The sequence below is a fragment of the Rhodoferax sp. GW821-FHT02C08 genome (assembly GCF_059421805.1).
In genome coordinates this window covers 1-16,693 of record NZ_JBWKVR010000044.1, presented here as the reverse complement: position 1 = coordinate 16,693, position 16,693 = coordinate 1, and the positions used below count along the sequence as shown (strand labels likewise).

Annotated in this window: 18 protein-coding genes and 1 pseudogene; 13 read left to right on the top strand and 6 right to left on the bottom strand. The window is 60.2% G+C overall.

Annotated features, from left to right (window positions below; translation table 11 throughout):
* From AC07VY_RS26205 to AC07VY_RS26185, 5 genes are all read left to right on the top strand, one after another.
* Positions 1-372, top strand: a 372-nt coding sequence (locus AC07VY_RS26205; RefSeq protein ID WP_495100080.1) for an HK97-gp10 family putative phage morphogenesis protein, incomplete at its 5' end; no start/stop codon positions are given.
* A gap of 458 nt (positions 373-830) precedes the next feature.
* Positions 831-1,019 carry a hypothetical protein gene (locus tag AC07VY_RS26200; RefSeq protein ID WP_495100079.1) on the top strand — a complete coding sequence of 63 codons (189 nt, stop codon included), beginning with the start codon at positions 831-833 and terminating at the stop codon, positions 1,017-1,019.
* 127 nt (positions 1,020-1,146) lie between these two features.
* Complete coding sequence (locus AC07VY_RS26195) at positions 1,147-1,386, top strand: hypothetical protein (RefSeq protein ID WP_495100078.1); 240 nt, start codon at positions 1,147-1,149, stop codon at positions 1,384-1,386.
* Positions 1,387-1,389: 3 nt separating this feature from the next.
* Positions 1,390-1,968 carry a hypothetical protein gene (locus tag AC07VY_RS26190; protein WP_495100077.1) on the top strand — a complete coding sequence of 193 codons (579 nt, stop codon included), beginning with the start codon at positions 1,390-1,392 and terminating at the stop codon, positions 1,966-1,968.
* A gap of 8 nt (positions 1,969-1,976) precedes the next feature.
* Positions 1,977-2,519 (top strand): HNH endonuclease, encoded by a 543-nt coding sequence (locus tag AC07VY_RS26185; protein ID WP_495100076.1) that lies wholly within the window; start codon positions 1,977-1,979, stop codon positions 2,517-2,519.
* Positions 2,520-2,560: 41 nt separating this feature from the next.
* Here AC07VY_RS26185 and AC07VY_RS26180 read toward each other — a convergent pair whose 3' ends face one another.
* Together AC07VY_RS26180 and AC07VY_RS26175 are read right to left on the bottom strand one after the other, a co-directional pair.
* Positions 2,561-2,881 (bottom strand): YdcA family protein, encoded by a 321-nt coding sequence (locus tag AC07VY_RS26180; RefSeq protein WP_495100075.1) that lies wholly within the window; start codon positions 2,879-2,881, stop codon positions 2,561-2,563.
* Complete coding sequence (locus tag AC07VY_RS26175) at positions 2,881-3,222, bottom strand: hypothetical protein (protein ID WP_495100074.1); 342 nt, start codon at positions 3,220-3,222, stop codon at positions 2,881-2,883. Before AC07VY_RS26175 ends, AC07VY_RS26180 begins: the two co-directional genes overlap by 1 nt.
* A 542-nt stretch (positions 3,223-3,764) precedes the next feature.
* On the opposite strand from AC07VY_RS26175, the pseudogene AC07VY_RS26170 reads away from it, so the two are divergent.
* Together AC07VY_RS26170 and AC07VY_RS26165 are read left to right on the top strand one after the other, a co-directional pair.
* Positions 3,765-4,865: pseudogene (locus AC07VY_RS26170) on the top strand (IS3 family transposase); the annotation flags it as partial.
* 409 nt (positions 4,866-5,274) lie between these two features.
* Entirely contained in the window at positions 5,275-5,673 is a 399-nt protein-coding gene (locus AC07VY_RS26165; RefSeq protein ID WP_495100073.1) for a hypothetical protein, read from the top strand.
* Positions 5,674-5,685: 12 nt separating this feature from the next.
* Here AC07VY_RS26165 and AC07VY_RS26160 read toward each other — a convergent pair whose 3' ends face one another.
* Together AC07VY_RS26160 and AC07VY_RS26155 are read right to left on the bottom strand one after the other, a co-directional pair.
* Entirely contained in the window at positions 5,686-6,018 is a 333-nt protein-coding gene (locus tag AC07VY_RS26160; protein WP_495100072.1) for a hypothetical protein, read from the bottom strand.
* A gap of 619 nt (positions 6,019-6,637) precedes the next feature.
* On the bottom strand, positions 6,638-7,480 hold the full coding sequence (locus AC07VY_RS26155) for a dienelactone hydrolase family protein (RefSeq protein WP_495100071.1): 843 nt from the start codon (positions 7,478-7,480) through the stop codon (positions 6,638-6,640).
* A 320-nt stretch (positions 7,481-7,800) separates the two neighbouring features.
* Here AC07VY_RS26155 and AC07VY_RS26150 point away from each other — a divergent pair, with 320 nt between their 5' ends.
* Both AC07VY_RS26150 and AC07VY_RS26145 read left to right on the top strand, forming a co-directional pair.
* The gene (locus AC07VY_RS26150) at positions 7,801-8,712 is read left to right on the top strand and encodes a phosphatidate cytidylyltransferase (RefSeq protein WP_495100070.1); all 912 of its coding nucleotides are present in this window, start codon (positions 7,801-7,803) and stop codon (positions 8,710-8,712) included.
* Between the two features lie 34 nt (positions 8,713-8,746).
* Positions 8,747-10,546: a bifunctional alpha/beta hydrolase/class I SAM-dependent methyltransferase gene (locus AC07VY_RS26145; protein ID WP_495100069.1), complete on the top strand. Its 1,800-nt coding sequence runs from the start codon at positions 8,747-8,749 to the stop codon at positions 10,544-10,546.
* On the opposite strand, the gene AC07VY_RS26140 is transcribed toward AC07VY_RS26145, so the two are convergent.
* Both AC07VY_RS26140 and AC07VY_RS26135 read right to left on the bottom strand, forming a co-directional pair.
* Positions 10,497-11,114: a CDP-alcohol phosphatidyltransferase family protein gene (locus tag AC07VY_RS26140; protein ID WP_495100068.1), complete on the bottom strand. Its 618-nt coding sequence runs from the start codon at positions 11,112-11,114 to the stop codon at positions 10,497-10,499. The genes AC07VY_RS26145 and AC07VY_RS26140 overlap by 50 nt on opposite strands.
* A 5-nt stretch (positions 11,115-11,119) precedes the next feature.
* Positions 11,120-12,307: a phosphatase PAP2 family protein gene (locus AC07VY_RS26135; protein WP_495100067.1), complete on the bottom strand. Its 1,188-nt coding sequence runs from the start codon at positions 12,305-12,307 to the stop codon at positions 11,120-11,122.
* A 47-nt stretch (positions 12,308-12,354) separates the two neighbouring features.
* On the opposite strand from AC07VY_RS26135, the gene AC07VY_RS26130 reads away from it, so the two are divergent.
* The 4 genes from AC07VY_RS26130 to AC07VY_RS26115 all read left to right on the top strand — a co-directional run.
* The gene (locus AC07VY_RS26130) at positions 12,355-13,464 is read left to right on the top strand and encodes a patatin-like phospholipase family protein (protein WP_495100066.1); all 1,110 of its coding nucleotides are present in this window, start codon (positions 12,355-12,357) and stop codon (positions 13,462-13,464) included.
* Positions 13,452-14,183, top strand: coding sequence for an SDR family NAD(P)-dependent oxidoreductase (locus AC07VY_RS26125; protein ID WP_495100065.1), 732 nt, complete (start codon positions 13,452-13,454; stop codon positions 14,181-14,183). The genes AC07VY_RS26130 and AC07VY_RS26125 overlap by 13 nt, the downstream gene beginning before the upstream one ends.
* A gap of 61 nt (positions 14,184-14,244) precedes the next feature.
* Positions 14,245-15,504 carry a DEAD/DEAH box helicase gene (locus AC07VY_RS26120; protein WP_495100064.1) on the top strand — a complete coding sequence of 420 codons (1,260 nt, stop codon included), beginning with the start codon at positions 14,245-14,247 and terminating at the stop codon, positions 15,502-15,504.
* A gap of 326 nt (positions 15,505-15,830) precedes the next feature.
* Positions 15,831-16,693, top strand: an 863-nt coding sequence (locus AC07VY_RS26115) for an MCP four helix bundle domain-containing protein (protein WP_495100063.1), incomplete at its 3' end; no start/stop codon positions are given.

The window sequence follows — 16,693 nt, the reverse complement described above, 5'->3', positions numbered from 1 at the left end:
GTGGTGGTCGAGAAGGCCGTCAAGGACCAGATCGGCCATTACCAGCCCGCGATGGGGGATTTCCCTGCCTGGGCCGCACTGGCCGATTCGACCGAGGCGCAGAAAGCCCGCATGGGCTACCCGCCCGATGCTCCATTGTTGGCCACCGGTGACATGCGCGACAACATCAGCCATGAGGTCAACGGCGATGAAGCTGTGATTGGCTCGTCGGATGACAGGGCGGTTTACCACGAGTTCGGCACCAGCAAGATGCCACCCCGGCCAGTGTTCGGGCCGGCCGCGTTCAGGACCGCAGACCAGGTGCTGGAGATCGTAGGGCAAGAGGTGGTTTCGGCGCTTGTCGGTAAGGTGGTTCGCAACAACGACACCTAGCCGCCAATCGTGAATGTGTGCCGGATGCCGTTGCGACCGATGGCACACGGTCGGTTTGCAGGGTGCGCCGACCATTGCGAAAACTACGCGGAAACTTCGCACATTTCTGCGCAGTTTCTAAACAGTAAATAGTGCCGTTTCTCCAATGGGGGCGCTGCAGTAGAGCGGTGCGATTCCCGAACGATTTCCGGGCAATAACTGCGCATGTAGGTGCACACCAATGTGCGAGCTATGCGCTTTGCGCATGGCTGCCAGGTGTAGCCAGAGGGGCAAAGTTGCGCAAGTTGCGGGCGCAACCGCAAAAACACCACGCGCAACTTTCGACCTGGCGGTGATTCAGCAGCACACCGGCGTATCACCCGTTGTAGGGAAGACAGCCTTTGCGCTTGCCATATGCCAATGTGCATCGAGCACAAAAAGATTGCGATTGATTGATAACGTGTTTAACATTAAATCAAATGGAAAATAAACTTTCAGGGCGCGGTGGCGCAGGCCGCGGGCAAGGTCGGAAGCCGAAAGAAGAGAAGGCCGATAACGCGCCTGTGGCAATCCGCATGAGCACACGGCAGAAAGAAAAGCTGGCCAAATTGGGCGGTGCGCCATGGGTGCGCGAGAAGATCGATAGGGCGAAACTGCCGAAGGAATGAACCCGCGCCTCCGGGGTAAATACGGGATTTCCTTGTATTTGAACTGAGGCAGAAAAAGCGACGGCTACAGGGGTTAGGAGCCCTGTAGCCGTCTGACCACAACCTGCAACTTTAAGGACCGCAGATCATGGGTATCACTATTATCGCAACTCGGTTAGCGCGTTTTCTCATGCTCAAAGTGAGCACCAGGTTCTCCATCGCACATCAGATAGCCATAAAAAATGCGCTGGCCGCGGCGCTGTACTTTATGTGCAAGGTGCGGCACCCGATGGACCTGCAAGCCGCCACCAAGTGTGTAATTCGAACTGCCTTTGTGCTGAAGCAGGCACATGCAGAGTCAAACGCTGCTCTACCTGTGGGGGCTTGAACCATGTCAAACCCCAAAAACATCGGTGCAGCCGCCAATCGTTCCAGTAAGTCAAAGGTAGGTGTATCCAGGGCGTCAGCTAGGGTAGATCGGTTCAACGCCTTCATGCACGATGTGCGTCAATATGACAAAGCGTTAGAAATAGCCAATACACCATCGCCTGCAGTTGGCAACGATGCGTTGCGCAGCCCTATTAGCGAAATCAAATTGTATGGAGCCGAGCGCCATGGGCGTGTCGAGGTCAATGTATACGGGTGCCTATCGCATCGCTCAAAAGCTGATTTCGAGTATTGTTTGAGTGGTTTCGCATCACAAGCTACGGGGGTAAGCATCGATTTCAGGTGGTGTACCCTGAATTTGACACGTGAAGATGTTCGCCACTTCAAGCACATCTTTGATTGTCCCGTGACCTACATTTGCACGTTGGAGCAAAGTGGCATTGTTAAAGGGTTGGTATGTGCAGCCCGGGAATTTGGGCTCAGGCGCATGACTTCATATTCTTGCGATGAAGCGCTACGGTGGCTGGACTCGGCTGTGATAACTTGGCTCAAGCTGGCGCCCCCTGCGTCAGAGGAAGAGTAAGGCCAAGCATGCTACGAGAAAACCTGTTGCAGCGGCCCATTTACGGGGGCGTGTTTGGGGAGGACGGCCGGTACGCGTTGGCCAGCATACCCTGTGTATCGCGCGGGCTCTACGTTACGCGGTACATGGTGGTTCAGCCGCAGGCCGGCGTTGTTCTAAGCGTGTCCGAGGACAAAGTGCAGGCGCTCGCGTTGGCTCGCCAGCGTCTCTGGGCCGCAAACGACAATCGTCTTTGGCAGCTGAATAGCGCGGTACAGAGTGAGCTCTGGCCCGACGAGCCCGTTCTAATTCCTGCGCCTGCGCCAGCTTCCCCTCAGTACGTTCCACGGCGGCGGCGTGCCATCTTCGAAAATTCAAATGGTCGATGCCACTACTGTGGCGCATCGCTGGAGCTCACCGGGAAGTGGCATATCGAGCATCAGCTGCCTCGCGCGCTCGGTGGCGGCGATGGAGCGCTTAACCTTGTTGCGGCCTGCGTTCCTTGCAATCTCGGGAAAAGCGACAAGACGGCAATTGAGTTCATTGTTCAGGGCGGACGAACTGATCGATAGCCCTAGGTTTCATTGCGGCGTCGCCTTTGTAACCCTTGGCTTCAACGCTTCACATAGCTCTTGGCGCCAGAATCGGAAATGCAATAGTGCCCACCGCGCGGGCCTACGCAAATATTGCCCGACCTGCAGGCGCATGCGCCGCCCGGCGCCGGCACTAGCGGCTTGGGGGCCGCTGGCGCGGCGTACCCGGTGCAATATTTCTTCGAGCCGCTGATCGAGCCATCATTGCAGATGAAGTTGCCGTTGGAGCAGTAGGCTATGCCTCCTTTGCGGCCGGAACATGGGGTGTTCGCTACAGCGCTAAGCGGAAGCAGGACAAGCAGAAAGATTGCCAGCGTGCCGATCCTTGCGCGTGATGTCATCAAAACGGCCCAAGCACCCAGAGTGATTCAATGGTCGATGGCTCAATCCGCACGGCTTCGCCTCCAGCAATAGGCCTGCTCTCCAGAACCTTGTACTTTCCATTGACTGGTCTGCAGCCTTCCTTTGAGATGCGCACAATCTCGGCTGCCGCCTGATCGCCCTGCGCTTTTGATTCTGAAGTTTCTCTGCCTTGAGCTCGAAGACCTGCAGATGTGAACACTACCTGCATTTGCTCAAGCCTGACCTGCTGTGTCCTGAATAAGCCACATCCGTATTCACCATGTAAAGCGACCGTGCGCGCCAGGCAGATTCCTGGCAGCGAAATGACTACGAGAAACATCCATATCCGCATCTGCATACTCCAATCATCCTGCCTTGAGGACCACTGCTTTGACGTGCGCAGTCTCACACGAGTAACGCCCTGTTGCAGGTGAAATGTCGTCAATACTATGTACGGCTGTCAGTGCATCTTGGTTTTCTGGCGTGCTCCATCGAGCACTGATATCGAATGAGCCGTTTACTGGCTGAAGAGGTAAAAACAGGGGGGTAGCGAAAGCAAAACGGGGGAACAACTGGGGGAACGGAATTGCTATTCTGCTCGCGAAGCCTAGTATTCATGCGGGTTTCAAGGCTTCTTTCAATTGACCCCGGCCCAAAAAACATACGTAAGTCGTTAAAATGCGACTTAAACCAAGGAATTGCAACTCGTGCAATTTTTAGGTTTATTTCGTAGGTGCAGGGTTTAGGTTAAACGGCCTCGTATGAGGCCGTTTCCTTTAATTTTGTTGACGCGAATGCCTGGTCTGTTGCCGCCGACCGAAAACTGACAGCCTGAAGTCTAGAGGGGTGCGGACAAAAACTTGGACTATCAGGAGGTAGTCCATGTATTCCTACGAAGACCGAATCCGAGCAGTTGAGCTCTACATCAAGCTCGGTAAACGCACCAGTCCGACCCTCCGTCAATTGGGTTACCCAACCAAGAATGCACTGAAGGGGTGGTACCGCGAGTATCAGCAGCGGCTCGACCTGCCGGTGGGTTATGCACGTCGGGAACCGACGTTCTCGCAGGTGCAGAAAGCTGCTGCTATCGAGCACTACCTCACCCACGATCGATGCATCGCGGCCACCATGAGGGCTCTGGGCTACCCCGGGCGTGGAACGCTTGGCAAGTGGGTTCGTGAGGCCCTTCCTGAGACCAGGACGGCCGTCGTTGGCAGTGTGGGCCAACGGAGGTATTCTGAGAGCTTGAAACATGCCGGAGTAATGGAGCTTTGCACTCGGCAAGAAAGTGCGCAGGCGGTGGCCGACAAGCTCGGTGTGTCTCGGCCAACGTTGTACAACTGGAAGAACCAGCTTCTGGGACGTGAGGCACCCGCATCCATGAAACACACCAATCAATCCCCGCAGGAGCGAGAGCGCGAAGAGCTTGAGCGCCAGGTTGAGGTCCCGCGCCGCGAAGTCCGGCAACTGCGGCTTGAGCAGGACCTCTTGAACAAGGCCAATGAACTGCTAAAAAAAAGCCTGGGCGTCGATCTGCAGCTCCTGTCCAACCGGGAAAAAACACTGCTGATTGACGCCCTCAAGGAGCACTATGGTCTGCCAGAACTCCTTGCACAGTTGGCTCTTGCGCGTAGCTCCTACTTCTACCATCGAGCGCGCGCCGCAGTGGGCGACAAGTACCTTCAGGTGCGGCAGTCCATCACCGAGATCTTCGAGTCGAACCACCGCTGCTACGGCTACCGCAGGATGCAGGCCTCGCTGGCCAGGCAACAAGACCCTATCTCTGAGAAGGTGGTGCAGAGATTGATGAAGCAGGAAAGTCTGGTTGTAGCAAAGCCCAAGCGGCGCAGGTACGCGTCCTACCTCGGTGAGATCAGTCCAGCGCCTGCGAACATCATCAACCGCGACTTCCAGGCCGCGGCACCCAATGAGAAGTGGCTCACGGACATCACGGAGTTCCAGATCCCTGCGGGCAAGGTGTACCCCCGGAATCGCGTTGCCGCTGCGCATGCGATAGTTTTTTTACAGCCTCGTTAGACAGAATGAATACCGTAGCCGTTGCCAACTTGATCTCCGCCCTATTTGCGTTCGCTGCAGCGGGATTGTGGCTTGGGAGCGCTCTGGTCAAGACTCCGGCTACGTTTCCGGCTCGGGCGGTGCAGCCCGACGAGTACGTTGAAAATCCAATGGGCGGACCGAATCCAGAGCACACGCCAGGCACCGTGCGTAGTGAGTCCCTTCTTGAGTTGGGCGCGGCCCTTCGGCGACAAAGCAAATTGAGTGCTTGGGCCGCAACATGTGCCTGCATTGCCGCGGCCGCACAAGCCGTTGCTGTATGGTGAAGAGCATGCTGCGTGTCAGTCCACTCCGGCGCTAGGCATCGCAAGTCCCTATGTCCCAAGTCCTGCTTGAAGGCTACACGGTTGATGAGATTCTTGAACTCCCGAACGACGAGTTGCAAGCAATTGTCCTACGTGACGAGCCCCTTGTCTTCAAAGCCGGCGGCGCGAGCATCCTCGGAAGTTTCAAGGTCGCCGTTGATACCCTTGTCATGGAGCTTGCGCACATTGACGGCGGTGGCGAAGGTGCGCTTCCAAGCTTGGCATCTTTGGCAAGTCGCTATGCCAAGCGCGAAGGCCTGTCGTTCATCGAATGGCGTGTGCACGCGGTTCACTGCGCAAAGCCCAATCTCAAGCTCCGGCGCGTTCTTGAGCGTAGAGGGTTTATCGTTCGAGAGATCGCAGGTGTTGGCGAATGCTATTGGCTACGTGCCTCCACGAATGGCGCCTAGCTGCCGAAAGTGTCATTCACTGTCCGTTTCAACAGGATCCGTCTCCGGTGGTGATGCCGCAGCATTGCGCTCTATTTCCAGCCGCGTGGTGACGCCGCTATATTCCACGGTATGCACGGCTTTGGCGGTGCCGGTAATGGGCAGGAACAGCAGCAGGCCTTTTTTCACGGTGGCCACGGCGTCGAAGCGCCGGGCCAGGCGGGTGATGAGGTTCAGGCCGCTCTCGTTGGTCTGGTCTATGTGCGCCACGGCTTTGGTGGCCAGCGCGGTTTCCACGCGGGCTGTGAGCTGACTGCGCAGGGCCATGGAGCCCACGATGGCGCCGATGACACCAGTGCCGAACATGCACACTTTGCCTCACACGCGACTGGAATCCAGGGCCAGGACGGACTGAAATGCGCAACGAAGCTGGGGTCCTGACATAGTGCAAGGCTTAACTGCACAGATCGACAAAATGCAATCTGATCGATCCTCTCGACCGCGAAGCTGCGGCCAAAGAGCACGAAAATGGCGGCATGAGGAGGATTAAAGTGCAATCCGTTGCTTCCGCGTCAGTGCAAAGTGATGCTGCAAGTCACAAAAAATAAACGACTTACGTATTTGTAAACCGTCCTGTTTCGTCACATAGCGTCCAGGCTCTCACACATTTCTCACGCATTTTTAGCGTCGTCTATATCGGGTAAGCTTGGCAAACAAGCGGCGCCATACTTCGTTGGAGGCTTGTCAAATCCCAGCGATGCGCCTTGTTCCACCCCGTGGCTGTCATTTCTGAGCATCCTGCACGGCTGTTTTGCGGCGATTGCAGCCGGTCGTGGATCTCCCGCGATAGGGCGCTATGGGGCCAACTCAGTCCTCCAAAGCTCTCTCAAGCATTGATTGGACTACCCGCGCTGGCCCCAGCGATCTGCATAACCAGGCCCGGACACTGCGGCACCCGATTCGGCCTGCCAGTCGAGGGACGAGATCAAACCAATGCCGTGCTGAAAGTCGCCAGCAGGCGCGTCCAGGCGCGTTCGGCTTGGGCGGCATCGTAGACCCGTGTGTCGGGCGGGCACCAGCCGTGGGCCGCTGGGTACACCTCAACTTCCGCCGACAATTTCGCACTTTCGAACGCGGCGCGCAGGGTGGCTTTGGCTTCGGGTTCCTTGGTATCGTCGTTCTCGGCAATCGCAATCAAGTAGCGCGCCTGAGTCTGGGCTACCAGTCGATGCGGGCTATCGGGCGCTGCGGTCACCATGGCAGCGCCATGGAAAGTGCCAACAGCACCCACACGGCCCGGTGCTACGGTGGCGGTGCGCACCGCGATGGGTCCCCCCATGCAATAGCCGGTGGTACCCAGTTTGCGCGCTTTGTCCACCTCGGGTTGAGCATCAAGCCAGGCCACGAATGTCTTGCCGTCGCTCAGGTGCATGGCTGGCGTCAGGGCCTGCATCAACGGCATCACTTCGGCGATTGGCGTCTGGCCGCCCTGTACCGCAGTAGGCGCCTTTTTCTGCCGGTAGAAGGGGTTCACCACGAGCACGCTGTAGCCCGATTCGGCCAGTCGTCGGCCCATCTGCCTGAAGGCTGGACGTAAACCATATACATCGGGCCATACCAGTACGCCGGGCGCGGCACCCGACGTGGGGGCGACAAAATACGCGTCGCAAATGCCGTCTGGCGTGGTGATGGTCACCTCTCGCTCGGCGACCGCCGCGGCGTTGGCCACACCGGGCAGCGCGGTCAGCAGGCCGGCGGATACAGCCCATGCACCGAAGTCGCGACGGGTGTACTTGTTGAGTTCTTCCTGGTCATTCAGATCACACATGGTTGGTTCGCCTTATTCAGATCACATTACAGGCCAGCTTATGCCATGAATCGGGACGGCCAGCAAGAAGGAGTTTTTTCCTGGTACCCTGTTCGGGGTCAATGTGGTGGGTTGCAAGCTTCCGGGTTCCAAGGGGGAAGACCTGTCATATCGAAAGCGGTTGCATCTTTGACAATGTGCAATTCTCAGGCGAATTAATAGACGCGATGTAATCAGTCCGTTTATCCAGGGAGCTTTGATCTCATCAAGCGGCCGGCTTGCTTATTTTTGCTGCCCTAGAATTTACCGAATGTTGACATTCTTCCGACTTGCGGCAATCGATGCCTGACGCGTTGTTAGGCCCCTGGGCGTTTGGGCTTGCTGCATGGGGTGCGGCACCGCGTATCGGCTGGGCCATGCTGCTGTATGGCCTGCTGGCGCTTGCCAGTGCGGGGGTGGGTTTAAGCCCGGCGCGGCAGAGCGCCTTGAGCCAGCAGATAAATGCCTGGTGGCGGATATTTCCGGTGGTGAGTCTGTGTCTGCTGCTGTATCCGTGGGGGCCGGGCTTGTTGTCCTTGCTGATCGCCGGCCTGGCCATGCGTGAGCTGGGTATGCATTACCCCGGGCGGGCTCAATTTTTCTACGGGGCTTGTGCCATAGTGCTGCTGCTGCAAACGCTGCTCGCGCTGTATGACCCGGATTTGGCATGTGGTGTATTGCTGGGAATGCTGCTGCTGCAGATCTTGGCTTTCGGTATGTACCGCAGAGCGTCGTGGATGCTGATCTTGTTGTTCCTCTGGCTGTGCGCAGGGCTGAGCTTTTTGCCGCGGCTGCTGCATATCACCTCATCTGCAGGCGCCAACCTGGCCTGGTTTTTTTACCTGTTTGTGCTGACAGCCCTGAATGACATTGCGCAGTTTGTGTGCGGAAAATGCTGGGGAAGGCACAAGGTTGCGGCCCGCATCAGTCCAAACAAGACCTGGCAGGGACTGCTGGGCGGTGTGCTGACCAGCATGGTGGTGTCAGCGCTGTTGGGTTGGTATCTACAGCTGGCTGCCGTGCTGCAGTTGCTGGCCCTGGGCGTGTTGTTATCGTTGGCCGGCTTTGTGGGCGATATGGCGCTGTCTGCCGCCAAACGCAGTTTGGGCATCAAGGACTTTTCGCAGCTGATCCCAGGCCATGGCGGTATTCTGGACCGTGTTGATAGCCTGGTATTGACCGCCCCGGCCTTGTACTGGGGCTTGACGCTGTGAGGTTTGCACGTGATCCGTATACCGAGATATCCCTATGACCCTACTGAATGCTTCCGGCTGGACCCAGCAGGAATCCGGTTTTGAAAGCTTTGACCAGACCCGTATTTTCTATCGCAGCTGGCAGCCGACTACGCCACGCGACGACGGCCCGCAGCGGGCGCTGGTTTTTCTGCACCGTGGCCATGAGCATTCGGGCCGCATCCAGCCGCTGGTAGAGCAATTTGGCTACAGCCAGGATTGGGCTTTTGCCTGGGATGCACGCGGACATGGGCATTCCCCCGGCGAGCGAGGCGATGCGCCCAGCTTCTATACCCTGGTGCAAGACTTCGAGGCTTTCATCCGCCACCTGCAAGCCCGCTACGGTATTGCTGCGGAGAACATGCTGATCGTGGCCAATAGCGTGGGCGCGGTGATTGCGGCCACTTGGCTGCATGACTACGCACCCCGGGTGCGCGGCGTGGTGATGGCGGCGGCGGCCTTTGACATCAATCTGTATGTTCCCCTGGCCAAGCCCGCATTGCGCCTGGCGCTGCGTTTCAGCCCCGGGCTGAGCGTGACCAGCTACATCCGCGCGGGCATGCTGACGCATTCGACGGCCCAGGCGCAGGCCTACGATCTAGACCCGCTGATCACACGCAACATTTCAGCGCGGGTGCTGCTGGACCTGGCCGATACCGCGCAGCGCGTGGTGGAAGACGCCCAGGCCATAGACACGCCGGTGCTGATGCTGGTGGCCGACAAAGACTATGTGGTCAAGCAGGCGCCGCAACGCCAGTTTTTTGATCGTCTTGCGTCCGCCATGAAGCGCTATGTGGTGATTCCCGATTGCCATCATGCTATCTTTTATGAAGCGAAGGCCCAGGTAGAACAAGCGCTAGAGGCCAGTAAGGCATTTATTGCAGAGTGCTTCGCGAAAGAATTTCCGGCCCTGGATAGCTACCATGCGGCCGATACGCTGGGCCCCAGCGCTCAGCGTTATCAGGCCTTGCAACAGGGCAGGGGCGGCAGTGCGTGGGACGACGCCTATTTCGGCTTGCAAAAGCGCATGCTGGCGAAGTTAGGACCATGGAGCAATGGCATGCGCATCGGCCTGGAGCACGGTTTTGATTCCGGTGCCTCGCTGGACTACGTGTACCGCAACCAGGCAGGCGGGCGCTGGGGTGTGGGGCCGTTGATCGACCGTGGCTACCTGGACGCTATCGGTTGGCGTGGCATACGCCAGCGCAAGGCGCAGCTGCAGCAATTGCTAGGGGCATTGATTTCGCAGCACCCGGCAGACCAGCCGCTGCGCATTCTGGACATTGCCGCGGGTGGCGGCCGCTATGTGCTGGAGACCGTGAAGCGCCACCAGGACCGCGAAATTGAAATTACCCTGCGCGACATGGACCCACGCAACCTGGAGCAGGCGCTTCAGCTCGCCATGCAACTGCAGTTGAAGAGCCATATCGCCTACCAACGCCGCGACGCTTTCGACCCGGCCAGCTATCCTGCCGACGAGGCACCCTATGACATCGTCATCGTCTCCGGCCTGTATGAATTGTTCAGCGACAACGCCCGGGTGCTGCAGTCCTTGCAGGGCATAGGCCGGCAGCTGAAAGAGGGTGGCTATCTGGTCTATACCGGCCAGCCCTGGCACCCGCAGCTGCTGATGATTGCCAAGACCTTGACCAACCACCAGGGTCAGCCCTGGCAGATGCGCCCGCGGCCGCAGGCGGAGATGGATGCCCTGGTGGCCAGTGCGGGCTGCCACAAGCTCCACAGCGAGGTGGGCGTGGCAGGGATTTTTACCGTGTCGGTGGCGCGCCGTGGCGCAGCGCAGAGCGCAGGCGGTTGAGCAGCGTCCAGGCCAATAGCAGCAGTACCAGGCACAGCAGGCCATTTAGCCACAGCGGGCCGGCGCCAGCCGCCAGCAGCAGGGCCAGCAGGCTGAAAGCTGCGGCGCGGTCGCTCTTGCCCATGGGGCCATCAAAGCCGCGAGTCGCCCCTACCTGCAGGGCCAGCACACCGGCAAACTCCGTCAGCAGCGCGGCCAACGCGGCCAGCACCACCAGGGGCGCATAGATGTTGGCCGCGAATGCAAAGGGCAACACCAGGGCGGCATCGGATATTTGGTCGGCGATCTCATTCAGCAGCGCACCCAGGCGCGTCTTTTGCCCGGTGGCCTGGGCCAGCATGCCGTCGATGGCGTTCAAGCCCATGCGCAGCAGCATGAACACAGGCAGCCCAACCCACAGGCGCATGTCCTGCGGCCACAGCAGCAGCGTCGCGCCGTACAGCAACGACAAAACCATGGCCAGCAGCGTGACCTGGTTAGGTGTAACTCCCGCGCGCGCCAACCAGGACAGGCTGGGGCGCAGCAGTTGCTGAAAACGGGGTTTGAGTTGGTAGATGGAAATGCGCATGGCTTCTATTGTGTACAGGCACTGGCAATCTGCAGGCAGCGGCGGTAGCCCATGGCGCAATGCAGATACACCGGGCGACCGGCGTCGGTTTCGCGGCGCACGGCCGCCACAATCTGCTGCACTGTATCCGCAGGGGGCGGCACGATGTCCAGCAGCGCAAAGTGCTGGTAATGGTGTGGGGCTTGGTGGGCGCGCAGCGCAGGGGTTTCTGGCAGCTCATTGGCCAGGTCGATGACGCTGCAGCCGGCAGGCAAGAGCCGGGCCTCGGCATCCGTCAGGCGGCGCCCTATCCAGAGTTGGGGGCCGATGCTCCGAACCGGTGGCAAATGCCGGCCGCTCCACCGGACCGCCAGCCACGTCAGCCGGTAGCCCAGCAGATAGGGCGCATACACGCACCATACCCACCAAGGAAATTGGCCCTGCCGCTTGTGCAGAAAGCCCTGCTGGCGCCGTGCATAGGCCAGGCTGACCAGGCCCAGACTCAGCATCAGATACAGCGTGGCGAACAGCGGCAAGGCGTAGCGCCCCAGCACCCACGCGATGCAGGCCGCGACAAAGTAATACAAACCCACAAAGGGTTCGCTGCGGCCCGGTGGGATGCAGACAATACACACCCAGCCCAGCAGTAGCCCGCCGGCCACATCAAGTAGATGGTGCTGGTAAGTGAATAAGGTGGACGTAGCCGTCAATACCAGCCAGCCGCCCAGTGCCACGCGTGCCCACGGGCTGGTCAACCGGTGGCACAACGATGTCCAGAACAGCAGGCAATAGGCGACATGCAAGGACGGTAGCTGGTTGTACGGGCGGTCTACCAGCTCCAGTCCCTGGTACAGAGCGGCCAACACAGGCGACGCGACCATGGGCCGTGGCCAGCCGAACTGCAGCGGCAGCAGCACAAAGATGGCCCCAGCTATGCCGGTGGCTAGCAGCAGGCGCTGGCTCAGCACGCGCAAGGCATCCGGGCTGTGCACCAGGAAAAACGCCGCGCAGAAGAACAGCCCGCTGCTGGCATAGGGCAACACCATCCAGGGCATAAACGGGATATGTGCGTCCCATTCCAGGGCTACATTGCGTGGCGTAGCCTGCTGTTGGGCCCATGCATTGGCAAGCACGTAGCACAGCAGAAATGCCAGGCTGTTGAGCCCCAGGTGGGCCAGCCGCTGCTGCCATGTCAGCCCGTTCACAGACGCCATTCGCAGCCTTCTTTTGTTGCCCATCTTGTGTGGGTTATCTTAGCGGCATGAACCAGTCCCCAATGCCCCCAAAGTACCAACGCTGCATGGTGTTCGCCGGAGGCGGCTTCCGTTTTGGCATCTATCTCGGCATGTATGCCGCAGCCCGTGACGCCGGGCGCCAGCCCGACTTACTGTTGGCCAGCTGTGGCGGCGCGATTGCGGCGGCCATCATCCAGGCGCTGCCAGACGATGCACAGCGCAAGGCCTGGCTGAGCTCACCAGAGATGTATGCCTTCTGGGCCAGCCTGCAGCCGGCGCGGCAGGCCACGCTGACGGGTACGCTGGCGCGGGCGCTGCGGCGCAAACTGGCGGCTGGCCGCGTGCCGCGCATTCCCAATCTTTTCCAGGACTATCTGTTCGAGGTACCGCCGCAGTTGCCTTTGCCGCCTGCTGCCGCCCAATCCGAGGTGGCCGTGGCCACCATGGGCGGCAAGCTGCTGTTCCGTCCCGACGAGGTGCTGCAACCCCGTGGCGAGCGCAAGTTGTTCGCCCAGACGGTGCTTTGCGAGCCGCGCGCGGCGGCCTTGCTGCAAGGCATGGATTCTCCGTTTGCCAGCCCGCGCTGGGGCGCACATGCGATTGCTGATCAGCTCTATACCGACAGCAGCATTGGCGTGGAGGAGGCGGCTCGCCTGTCCATTACCGACTTTTATTACTTTCCCTGCCACCGCCATGGGGCCGATCACTACATCGGCGGTGTGGTGGACCTGTTCCCCATCGAGGTGGCGCACCGGTTGGCCCACGAGGTGATGATCGAATTCAAGGAATCGTTCGACCAGACCTTTTCCATCCCGGCCTGGCGCGAGGTGCTGGGCCTGGATGGCAACCAGCGCCTGCGTCAGGTCAACGGGCAGCATGCCGACGTGTGGTTCGATACCTCCGACGTGTCGCGCGCATTGCCCCGGCAGCAGGTGCACAAAAAGCTGGACTGGCTACGCAACCGCATCGTGCTGGCCCTGCCCGACAGCCATGCCACCTACGCAGAGTATGTGGACGCGCAATGGCAGTACGGCTACCAGCGCGGCATGGAGGCCTTGCAACGGCCCTTGCCCAGCGACAAGACCCGCATGCGCCAGGTGGACCGCTACAACCAGGCCGAGCCATGCGCGTCCTGATACTGGGCGGTACCAGCGGCATCGGTCTGGCGCTGGCGCGGCATTATCTGCAGCAGGGCGACACGGTCGCCGTGGCGGGCCGCGACCTGGCGCGTTTGCCCGCCGACCTGGGTGCCGGCGCCCCGCAGTTGCAGGCGTATGCGCTGGACATCACTGATACGCCCACACTGTCCCGCGTGCTGCAACAATTTTCCGCGCCGGGCCTGGACCTGCTGATCGTGGCCGCGGGCTTTTACTTCAACACCCGTCACCACCCGCTGGATGCTGCCACCACCTTGCGCATGCTGCGGACCAATGTGGGCGGCATGGAGCAGGCGTTTGGCCTGGCGGCAGAAACCATGCTGGCCCAACAGTCAGGCCAGCTAGTGGCGATTGCCTCGGTGGCAGGCTTGCTGCACGACTATCCGGGGGCGTCGCTGTACAGCGCTACCAAGCGTAGCGTGCTCAGCCTGTGCGCCACCTACCGCACCGCGCTGCAGCCGTTTGGCATTGCGGTGACGGCCATTGTCCCCGGCTATGTGGACACGGCCCAGCTGCGTGCGTTGAACCAGGGTGACGCCAGCCACAAGCCCTTTATCCTGTCTGAGGCGCAGGCCGTGGTGCAGATTACCCTGGCCATTCGACGGCGCGAGGCGGTGCGGGTGTTTCCATGGCAGATGCGCTGGCTGGTGGCGCTGTTGAACCGTTTGCCGTCGTGGCTGCTGGCGCTGCGTCGCTGACGCGCCCCAGCCGGGGAGTAAACTCCCCACCCCTTTCCAGACGTCTTGCCGACGCAACCCCATGCCCTTTGCCTCCCTGGGACTAGCTCCCGCCTTGCTGCGCGCTGTGCGCGAACAGGGCTTCTCTGCGCCCACGGCGATCCAGACCTCGGCCATCCCGGCCATCGCCCGTGGGGCCGATGTATGGGCTGCCGCGCCCACAGGCTCCGGCAAGACCGCCGCATTTGCCTTGCCCCTGCTGCAACGCCTGCAGGCGGCCGGACATCTGCAGGGCAAGCGCCGCAGCCGCGTGTTGGTACTGGTGCCTACGCGCGAGCTGGCGGCCCAGGTGGGGGAAGTGTTTCGTGGCCTGGCCCAGCACCTGCCGCAGCCGCTGAAAATTGCGGTAATTTTTGGTGGCGTGTCCATCAACCCGCAGATGATGGGCTTGCGCGGTGGCGCCGACATCGTGGTGGCAACGCCCGGCCGTCTGCTGGACCTGGTGGACCACAACGCACTGCAGCTGTCGGCCGTGGAATCTCTGGTGCTGGACGAGGCCGACCGCCTGCTCGACCTGGGCTTCAGCGAAGAGCTGGCCCGCGTGCTCACGCTGTTGCCCGCACAGCGGCAAAACCTGCTGTTTTCTGCCACCTTCCCACCCGCCATCGAGGCTCTGGCCGCGCAACTGCTGCGCGACCCCGTGCGTATAGAGATGGCCGCTGCTCCCACGACCGAGGCGGCCACGCCCGCGATTGCCCAGCGCTCCATCGCGGTGGATGCCAGCCGCCGTACCCAGCTGCTGCGCCACCTGGTGCAAAGCCAGGGCTGGCAGCGCGTGATGGCTTTTGTGGCGACCAAGTTTGCCGCCGAAGTGGTGGCCGACAAGCTGCGCAAGGCCGGCATCCTGGCCGAGCCTTTCCACGGCCAGCTGAGCCAGGGCAAACGCACCCAGGTGCTGGACGACTTCAAGGCCGGGCGCGTACACGTGGTGGTGGCTACCGACTTGGCGGCGCGCGGCATCGACATTTCAGACTTGCCGGTGGTGGTCAACTACGACCTGCCGCGTTCGGCGGTGGACTATGTGCACCGCATTGGCCGCACCGGGCGGGCTGGTGCCAGCGGCGAGGCCTACAGCTTCATCACCGCCGAAAGCGCGGCCCATTTCGCCTTGATCGAAAAGCGCCAGGGCCTGAGCCTGCCGCGCGAAGAGGTGGCAGGCTTTGAGCCGGTGGAGTTGCCCTTGCCGCCCGTTGCGGGCTCGGCCCCCTCCAATGGCGGCATCAAGGGCAAGCGGCCCAGCAAAAAAGACAAGCTGCGCGCGGCTGCCGCGGCGGGGCTGTAAGCCCGCCCTTGATCTAGATAAAAACCCTTGTATCGCAGGGAATACCTGCGCAAGAAGCTATGAAATGAATAGCTGTCGGCCTGTTGAGCACTTTGCCGAAGCATTGTTTTTGGGCAAATTCCATATATTTTGAGGATGCCGTGTGATGCGGCGAAAAACTGCCGCAGAATTGTGCGCGTGATCTATGAGGGGCCAATATGGCTGAGCGCGATACCACTTGCTGCATGTGCCGTTCTCGGCATCTGGTAGTCGGTTTTTCGCGGGGCAGCCATGCCCGCCAGCCCCATTTCGTGCTTACCCCGCACAACTAACAGTGAGACGCCTGCATGCCAAGCTTTATTACCAACCTGTCCATTGCCAAACGTCTTGGTTTGGGCTTTGCTTTGGTGCTGATCATGTCCTTGATCAGTATTCTGTTTGGTCTCTCCAGGCTGAGCGTGGTGGCCCAAGCTACGCAGAACATGGTGGATGACCCGGTCAAGACCGAGCGTATTGTCAGTGATTGGTACCGCAATATTTACACCGGTGTGCGCCGTGCTGGGGCGATTGCCAAGAGCAGCGATCCGTCGCTCACGGAATATTTCGCTGAGGAGCAGGCCGCCTCGTCGAAAAGCTCGTCGGAATTGCAAAAGGCTTTAGAACCGTTGATGCAGACGGACCAAGAGAAAGCCCTGTACGCCGAAATCGGTGAGCAGCGCAAGTTATACATCGTCGTGCGCGATGAGATTGTGGCGCTGAAGAAAGACGGCAAGTCTGATGAAGCCAATCAGCTGCTGGAGCAAAAATTCAAGCCCGCCTCCGCCGTTTTTCTTGGCAAGATGGAGGCCCTGCTGAAATTACAGCGTGACCAGATCGATGAGTCGGCCAAGAATATCGCTGACATTTATTCGGCCAGCCGCAGCCTGATGGTCGCGCTGGGCGTGGTCAGCCTGCTGCTGAGCCTGGTCTGCGCCTGGCTGATCTCAGGCTCCATCACCCGTCCCCTGGTGCAGGCTACCGGTGTGGCGCGCCAAGTGGCCGGAGGCGACCTGACCGCCCACATCGACAACCGCAGCACCGACGAAGTCGGCCAGCTGCTGTCCAGCCTGCAAGACATGCAGGCCAGCCTGGTACGGGTGGTCTCCAATGTGCGTTCGGGCTCCGAAAACGTGGCCACCGCCAGTGCGGAAATCGCCCAAGGCAACGACGA